Origin of the sequence: Thermogemmatispora onikobensis (genome assembly GCF_001748285.1) — a bacterium.
GTDB classification, from domain to species: domain Bacteria; phylum Chloroflexota; class Ktedonobacteria; order Ktedonobacterales; family Ktedonobacteraceae; genus Thermogemmatispora; species Thermogemmatispora onikobensis.
Map to the genome: position 1 here is coordinate 21,487 of NZ_BDGT01000054.1, position 8,273 is coordinate 29,759.

Annotated in this window: 4 protein-coding genes and 1 pseudogene; 4 read left to right on the forward strand and 1 reads right to left on the reverse strand. The window is 63.2% G+C overall.

Translation table 11 applies throughout. The features are described 5' to 3' along the window. Positions 1-306: 306 nt before the first annotated feature. A complete protein-coding gene (locus tag BGC09_RS18500; protein WP_069805709.1) occupies positions 307-1,236 on the forward strand; it encodes a glycerol-3-phosphate acyltransferase in 930 nt (309 codons plus the stop codon). A 194-nt stretch (positions 1,237-1,430) separates the two neighbouring features. On the opposite strand, the gene BGC09_RS18505 is transcribed toward BGC09_RS18500, so the two are convergent. After that, positions 1,431-3,200: a type 1 periplasmic-binding domain-containing protein gene (locus tag BGC09_RS18505; protein WP_069805710.1), complete on the reverse strand. Its 1,770-nt coding sequence runs from the start codon at positions 3,198-3,200 to the stop codon at positions 1,431-1,433. A 400-nt stretch (positions 3,201-3,600) separates the two neighbouring features. On the opposite strand from BGC09_RS18505, the gene BGC09_RS18510 reads away from it, so the two are divergent. From BGC09_RS18510 to BGC09_RS18530, 3 genes and pseudogenes are all read left to right on the forward strand, one after another. Continuing rightward, a complete protein-coding gene (locus tag BGC09_RS18510; RefSeq protein WP_069805711.1) occupies positions 3,601-5,274 on the forward strand; it encodes a thiamine pyrophosphate-binding protein in 1,674 nt (557 codons plus the stop codon). A 571-nt stretch (positions 5,275-5,845) separates the two neighbouring features. Continuing rightward, the gene (locus BGC09_RS22325) at positions 5,846-7,765 is read left to right on the forward strand and encodes a WD40 repeat domain-containing protein (protein ID WP_084659101.1); all 1,920 of its coding nucleotides are present in this window, start codon (positions 5,846-5,848) and stop codon (positions 7,763-7,765) included. Positions 7,766-7,858: 93 nt separating this feature from the next. Next, positions 7,859-8,273: pseudogene (locus tag BGC09_RS18530) on the forward strand (hypothetical protein); the annotation flags it as partial.

Below are 8,273 nucleotides of genomic sequence, written 5' to 3' on the forward strand. Positions count from 1 at the left end.
CTGAGATAGCGCCTGCCTGTTCCGACCTGGTAACGCTTGCAGGAAAGCAGCCTCTACCGGTACAATGATAGAAAACAGGGCCTGTGAGGCTGCACAGCGCCGGCGGCCTCCCCAAACTGCAGAACAGACACAACCGACCTGGACTCATGACCGATCCAATTTCGACCGATGACAGCGCCGTCAGCGCAGCGGAGCAGCCCGGTCACAGGCCCCCATCTGTCCCGCCTGCGTCTGGCCAGGCGAGAAACTGGCCAGCCACTACGGCCAACGCCATGCAGCAGCAGGAGAGAGGAGGTCCGCGAACCTGTGAGCAGTCCTCTGATCAGCGATCTCAGCAGCAGCCGCCACCATCGCCACAGCCGAACGCGGGTTAGTCAGCGCTTCAGACCAGGCAGAGCAACCCGCTACGGGCGCTACGTCCGCTACCTTGGCTCGCTCAGCCGCGCCAGCCGGCGAGCGGTCCAGGTCACTCGGCGGAGGGTGCGAGTTCCCGCCTGGCGGCGCATCGCTTTCTCACGCTATGGGCTCGCCTGGCTTGTCGCCTATCTCTATGGCTCATTGCCGCTCGTCTACTGGCTCGGACGACGCAGCGGCGTCAACCTGCGCAAAAGCGGCTCGGGCAACGTCGGCGTCTCCAACCTGCTCAGCAGCAGCAAGCGGGGACGACGCTGGGCAGTGCCAGCTGCGCTCTTCGACGCCTCCAAAGGCTACCTGCCAATCAGCATCTGCCGCCGCCTGGGCTACCCGCGTGAGGTAGCCGAGCTGGCCGGCGTTTGTGGCGTCATGGGCCAGTGCTGGCCGCTCTTTTTGCGCTTCAACGGCGGGCGTGGTCTGAGCGCTTTTCTGGGGGCCGCCCTGCAGATCAACCGCCGGGCTGGCGTCCTGGCCCTCTCAACCCTGGCCAGCGGTGTCCTCTGGCGCCTCGGGTCCCTGCTCTCCCACCACCGCGCACCAATGCAGGCCGCTCGCCGGTCCTGGGTCGGCTCTGGCCACACCGCTACCCGCAGCAAGGTGGTACCCCTCAGCGGCCTGGCAGCGATTCTGCTCTTCACCCTCATCTGCCTGCGCGAGCATGAACGCACGCAGCGCCAGCAGCTCATTCCTCCCCTGCTGGCCGCCCTGCTCCTGCTGCGCCGCCTGACCGCTCCGTTGCCCGACGATGTCGAGCATGGTCCCGCGCGTCAGCCCGCGGCCCTGCTCTATCGCCTACTCTACGACCGCAATACGCCCGACTAAGATACCATCTGCGCACGAGCAGGCTAGCCAGTCGCACAGCTCGCACAGCAGTCAGCAAAGACGATCAGCCACCGCTCGCAGCAAGCAAGCAAGCAAACAAACAAACAAACAAACAAGAAGGAGCTGAGACGAGACAAGCAGTAACAATGATAGGGGTCGTCACCGATAGCACTGACCACCATCCATCCTCTGCCTCAGCATCGTTCTTTGAGCAGACAGCCCCAGACCTGTTCAATCTGGGTATGACCCGCTTGGTCCAGGTGGAGCAAGAGCACCGGCTTGTTCAGGACATTGCCGTCGCTGCCAAAAGCAATGGTCCCTGTGATTCCTTGCCAGGCTTGCTTGCCGGTAATCTGCAGCAGGGCCTGCCGCACGCGCACCCCCGTTAATGGCTGACGCTGCTGGAACAGGCGAGCACAGGCTTCCGCCAGGACGGAGACGGCATCATAGGTCAGCATGCTATCGGCATCAGGCCGGGTGTAGCCATAAGGACCACGGCCCGGCGGCGTCGGCCCGAAGCTGGCCGCATAGGTCTGCAGGAAGGTCTCCATTTGCGGCAGGGAACGCCCCTGCCATTCATCGGGAAAGGCAAAGGCCGTAAAGTAGAGACGCCCGCTGCGAAAGGAGGGCCGCGCCTCCTGGGCGTAGTTCCCATAAATGTAGAGGGCGTCACCTCCCAGCACCAATGGACAGGCGGTCGTCGCCAGGGCCGCCAACGGCTGGCAGGGCGGCAATGCCTCCAGCAGCTTGCTGACATCGGCAGAATAGCCCGCGAAGTAGATCAGGTCCGGCTGACTACGCAGGGCCTCCTGCAGGAGATGGGGCAGGTTGCCAGGCCGACCAACCTGATACTCTTCAGTAGCTGTGATCTGATGGCTGGCATCTTCGAAGGCCAGACGAAAGGAGGCGGCCAGGCTCTGACTGTACTTGTCGCGCGGGTCTTCGAAGAGAGCAACCCGCCGGGCCTCCAGTGTCTGTCGCGCGTAGAGAGCGGCATCCTCACCCTGGAGAGCGTCCGGTGGAGCAATGCGCGCGAAGTAGGGCAGGTTGCGCAGATCATTGCCGGAGGCGGTCGGCGAGAGCATCGGTAGATGGGCCTGATCAACCAGGGTCACGCTTTCGCTGACATCCTGGCTCAGCTCCCACCCAATGATTCCCACAATGGGCGCACTGCCCTCGGAGGCCGCCGCAGCCTGAATGATCTGACAGGTGACCTGAGCCGCTCCGCCACTGCCAGCGTTGGCTAGCAGGAGGCGCATTCGTAGTGTGTGAGTATCATTAAAGATGCGTTGGCCGATATAGGCTCCTTGTAAAAGATCTCGCGCTCCTCCGATATACTGCGGAGTGAAGCGCGTGGCGACCACCAGGGTGATGGTCGGCAGGCCACTCTGCTCAACGGCAACGTTTTCTGCGTAGATGCGCGCTTCAGCATCGTTTGTCACTTGCTCGGTGGCGCTTTGCCAGAGCGACTGCGCCTCAGACAGGTTGCCGGCACTATATTGCTGCGCCGCCTCCTGCTTGCGCTCCAGGTCGGGCAAACTGGTGTCTAAGACCGCGGAGCCATCGCTGATGCCGATCAGTTCTCCATTGGGAGCCTTCGTCATGCCAAGATAGGCCGAGGAGGCCAGGTTGTTGCGTGGCAGGCTGCAGCTCGTCGCCGAGGGGATGTGAGGCCAGACGCGCGGTATGATATTCCAACCGAGAAAGACCAGCAAGAGCACGCACGTGAGCATCACCCAGAAGCGCGTCTTCGCCACTAGCGCAGCCAGATCCTCGCCAAGAGCTTTCAGCAACCGAATGAAGCCCATGCGCGCCTCGTGAAACTGCAGGACAACCCCTATGACGCCAAGGACAAGCCCGAGGAAAGCGGTCAGCTGAGCGGAGCCGCTCGCCTGATAGCAGAGCCAACAGAGGATAGCGATAAACAGGAGCAGGAAGCCCACTTGGGCCAGGCGTCTGCTCATGCTGGTCCCCTCCTTCCTTTCCCTGGAAGGAACGTTCAGGACAACTAGACCTCTTCTGATGTAGATAGACGCAGCGGAAGGCGGCAGCTTGCTGCTCATTATAGTCTATCAAGCAGGGTCTGCCTATTGTGCCTTTCTCTCCCGGAAGGACAGGGCCCGGCCAGTCTGGCGTAAGGGAACGGCCTGTACTATGATAAAAGCAGAGTGGCCTGGGCATGAGGTGAAAGCAGCGCAGCGCAGCGGTGACCTGCTCTCACCTCACCCGCTCGTTCGCTCGCTCGCCATCGGGCAAGGAGGCCAGAGAGAGAAGGAAGGCCCGACCCAAGTCGCCGGAAGGAGCACTGGCGGCTGAGTCCAGCCGAGCGCAAGGGAAAGATCACCAAGGAGCAACAAGGGAGCAATGCAGCACAGTGTCTCTTTGACCGGCGGGCAGGCAGTGGTAGCCAGCCTGCGCGCCCACCATATCGAGGTCGTTTTTGGCATTCCGGGAGTACATAACCTGCCGATCTACGACGCCCTCTACGATGAGCCGGGGATACGTCACGTCCTGGCACGCCACGAGCAGGGTGCGGGTTACATGGCCGATGGCTATGCGCGTATCGCCGGGCGCCCTGGCGTAGCCCTGGTCATCACGGGACCGGGCGTGACCAATATTGCCACGCCGCTGGCCGATGCCTATGCCGATTCGCTACCGCTGCTGGTCATTGCCACCAGCCTGCCGGGTGAGACTGGCGGTCGCTCCTGGGGCCGTTTGCATGAGCTTAAGGACCAGCTTGGGCTGGCGCAGGCCCTGGTTGGCTGGAGCCATGAGGTGCAGCGGGTGGCAGAGATTCCGGAGGTCATCGCTGAGGCCCTGCGTCAGATGCGCACGAGCCGGCCCCGCGGCGCTTTCCTTCAGATTCCGCTCGATGTGCTTGAAGCTCAGGAGACCATGCCGCTGCCCGCCCTGGAGGAGGGTCAAGAGCCGGCACAGGCACCCGCTGAAGAGAGTGTTCAGGCAGCACTGGAGTTGCTGCGCACGGCACGCCGACCTGTGATTATCGCTGGGGCCGGAGTGACCGCGGCTGGGGCAAACCATGAGCTGCTGCGCCTTGCCGAGCTGCTGCAGGCTCCGGTCTTGCTTGGAGGCAAGAGCCACGATGTCTTGCCCAACGATCACCCGCTGGTCATCACCACGCGCGGCGCCCCGTCGCGCACGCTTGGTCCACTGCTGAGCCGCTCCGACCTGGCGCTGGTCGTTGGCAGCAAGCTGGGGATGCAGCGCACAACATTGCCAGCTCTGGAGCGTAGCCGGAGTGGGCAGGCAGAGACGGGCCGTCTGCCTCTGCCGGAGAAGCTGATCCACATCGATATCGATGCCGATGAGATTGGCCGGCGCTATCCGGCCAGCGTCGCCCTGGTCGCCGATGCGCGCCTGGCCCTGAGCGCCCTCCTGGCGGGACTGGAGGAAAGGACAGCAGGACAGTACGAGGATCGTCGCGAGGAGGTGGCCGCCGTGCGCGCTGCTTTGGGCGAGCGAGCACAGCGGATCTACGGTGAGGTTATGCCCTGGCTGGAGGCCCTGCGGACAGCCCTACCGCGCGAGGGGATCGTGGTGGCCGATATGACAATGGCTGGCTATGCTGCCGCTCAAACCTTTCCGGTCTACGAGCCGCGCAGCTTCATTCATGCCTCTGAGCTGTGTTCCATTGGGACGGGCCTGCCGCTGGCTTTAGGGGCTCAGCTGGCCGCGTCCCAGCGTCCAGTGGTGGCTCTTTGCGGCGACGGGGGCTTTCTGCAGAATGTGGGCGAGCTGGCCACGGCAGCGCAGGAGCGCATTCCGGTGGTGACCATTGTCTTCAATGATGCCAGCTACACGGCGGTAAAGAACGATCAGCTGCAGCGCTTCCCCGGACGCAGCATCGCGACAACCCTGGAGCCACCCGATTTTGTGACCCTGGCCCGAGCCTTCCATGTTGAAGGCCAGCGCGTCGAGGCTCCCGAGGAGCTGGCCCGGTTGCTGCGCGCGCGGCTGGCCTTGCCGCTGGAGGAGGCTCGTCCTCTGTTAATCGAAGTGCCTTTGGCGCAGCGCTGAGCTGAATCGGGGAGCCAGTCGTTTGATGTCTCTTAGCTCTGGGCTCGCGCTCGCAGGTTGAATTCAATCAGCGCTGGGCGTGCGGTAATCTTGTGGAGCGAGAGTCGCTGCGGCTGCCGACGCTGGTGGACGCACTGCCGCCAGACGCACTGATCTTCTGGCGCGCGGGCTATGACCGCTTTGCTTTCTTCCGAAGCGGTGAGGGAGATGATCCGCCTGTCTCTAGCTGGCAGCGTCTGGCCGACAAGCCAAGTGCCTGGGAGCCTACGGGGAAGTGCTTTGTGACCTTTATAGAGCAAGAGCTTGAGCAGGCTCTGAGGCGTCGGGCGACGCCGGAGAAGGCACTGACTCGTCACAGTGGCCTGCTGAGCGAGCTGGCGATCTCGATTGATACGCTCTTGCCCTTGCAGCGGCAGGCGGATCGCGTGCCGCTGCGTTTGCTAGATGATGCTTTTGTCTTCTATCAGCATTATGAGTCGGTCTTTGACTTCTTTCGTCTGCTTGATCTCAGGGACTGTCTGCTCTATGAATCTCCTTTCTGTCACTCAGAGTCTCAAAGGAGGTCACTGTCTTGCTCCAACCAAAGCTGCGCTATTACGGTCACTCCTCTGAAGGCATCACCTCCTTCGCCTGGGCTCCCAATGCTCCCCTTCTCGCCCTCTCCACTATCTCCGATCAGATCCAGCTCTGGGACCTCTCCTCCCGCTCCCTCCTGCGCTCCTGGCCCGCTCCCGCCTCCTCACATCTGACTTGGTCCTCCGACGGTTCCCTCCTCCTCTCCAGCTCCGGCCACCTCTGGAACCCCCTCTCCGGCCAGCTTCTTTTCCGCTGTCCTGGCCACCGAGCAACTCTCTCTCCCAATGGTACCTTCATCGCCGCTCCTTCCAGGACTGCTATTCTATTGCAGGATAGTCACCGTGGTTTCTTCCTCCAGCGTCTTCCACACCCTAGCCCCGTGCATAGCCTCGCCTGGTCCCCCGACAGCTCGTTTCTGGCCTCCTATATCTCCCTCAATTACCCTTACGGAGCCATTCTCCTCTGGCTGATCCCCTCCGGTCAGCTCCTCCGCCGCCTCACCGACCACGTCGGCTCTCCCTCCGCTCTCGCCTGGTCTCCCGATGGCTCTCTCCTCGCTTCCGCCGATAGCCACGGCCACCTCCTCCTCTGGCTCCCCTCCTCCGGCCACCTCCTCCATCACCTTCCTCCCCGTACCTTCACTCCCTCTCCCATCTCTGCCCTCGCCTGGTCTCCCGATGGCTCCCTTCTCGCTGCTGGCGATAGCCACGGCCACCTCCTCCTCTGGCTCCCCTCCTCCGGCCACCTCCTCCATCACTTTCCTCCCCGTACTTTCACTCCCTCTCCCATCTCTGCCCTCGCCTGGTCCCCTGATGGCTCCCTTCTCGCTGCTGGCGATCAAACCGGCACCGTCCACCTTTGGCAGCCCCAGACCGACCAAACCCTGCTCCGCCTGCCTGAGCAACGTTCCCCCGTCCATACCCTTATCTGGTCTTCCGACAGTTCGCACATCGCCGTCATCTACGGCGACCGCTCAGCTATCGTCTGGCACCTCCCCACTGGTCTGCCCATACTCCACTTCCCTAGTCACGGCGGCTATCCTACTACTGCCCTCTGGCTGCCCGACAGCTCCCTCATCGCGTCTGCAGATGAAGCTGGCTTCCTCCATCTCTGGCTCCCCTCCTCTGGCGAGCTGTTCCTCCGCCTACGTGCCCACACAGAGCCGATTACTGCTCTCGCCTGCTCCCCCGATGGCTCTCTCCTCGCTTCCGCCTCCAAGGACAATACTGTCGCCATCTGGCACACTTCATCGGGCCAGCTCCTCCGCCGCTATACCGCCCATACTGCCGACGTCGTCTCCCTTGCCTGGTCCCCCGACGGTTCCCGCATCGCCTCTGCCGACGACGATGGCCTGATCCATCTCTGGAACCCTTCCACTGGACAGACACTCCTCACCAAGCCCTTCGAGCACGAGTGCTGGTCCCCCTCGCTCTCCTGGTCTCCTGACGGCTCTCGCCTCGCTGTTACTGCCTCCTCCGATCTATTCCCCCCCACGATCTCTATCTGGTCGGCTGACTCTTTCCAGCCCCTCCTGCACTACTCTGGCCATAACTACGATATTCTCTCTGTCTCCTGGTCTCCCGACGGCTCCCTGATTGCCTCCGTCTCAGACAGCGATTTCTACGATCCTAACACCGCCTCTCTGCACCTCTGGGACCCCTCCTCGGGCCGCCTCCTCCAGCGCTGGCCCTGCCACTCTTCCCTCCCCCCCGTCTGGTCCCCCGACGGCTCCCTCCTCGCCTTCGACGGCCCCCACGGCCTCGAAATCCGCTCCGTCCGCTCCGGCCTCCCTCTCCTCTTCCTCCCTGCCTCCTCCCCCTGCGCCTGGTCCCCCGACGGCTCCCTCCTCGCCTCCCTCTCCCCTTTCTCCGTCGACCTCTGGCCCGTCTCCTCTCTCCTCGCCTCCCCCTCTTGACTTCCCCCACTCATTGCCCTATCCTGTCTCTCGCCAGCTCTCTTGCTCACCCTCTCTCCGCTCACCCTGTTCACACGAAAGGAGGTCTTTCCCATGCTCCAACCCCTCTTCCGCTACTACGGCCCTCAGGCCTCCGGTATTACCTCCTTCGCCTGGGCTCCCAACGCCCCCCTTCTCGCCCTCTCCACTATCTCCGATCAGATCCAGCTCTGGGATCTCTCCTCCCGCTCCCTCCTCCGCTCCTGGCCCGCTCCCGCCTCCTCACATCTGACCTGGTCCTCCGACGGTTCCCTCCTCCTCTCCAGCTCCGGCCACCTCTGGGACCCCTTCTCCGGCCAGCTCCTCTCCCGCCTCCCTGACCATCCCTCTCCCTCCTCTCTCTCCCCCGACGGCTCCCTCATCGCCTCCTTGTCCCATTCTGGGCATGCCCTCCTGCTCTGGGAGTCCCGCCACGGCCAGCTCCTGCTGCGCCTTCCTCTCCCCCATCCCAGCTCTGCTCTCGCCTGGT

What these genes read in the sequence shown, in the direction of transcription:
- BGC09_RS18505 (WP_069805710.1), bottom strand. Translation starts at nt 3,200, where the DNA reads ATGAGCAGACGCCTGGCCCAAGTGGGCTTCCTGCTCCTGTTTATCGCT.
- BGC09_RS18510 (WP_069805711.1), top strand. Translation starts at nt 3,601, where the DNA reads ATGCAGCACAGTGTCTCTTTGACCGGCGGGCAGGCAGTGGTAGCCAGC.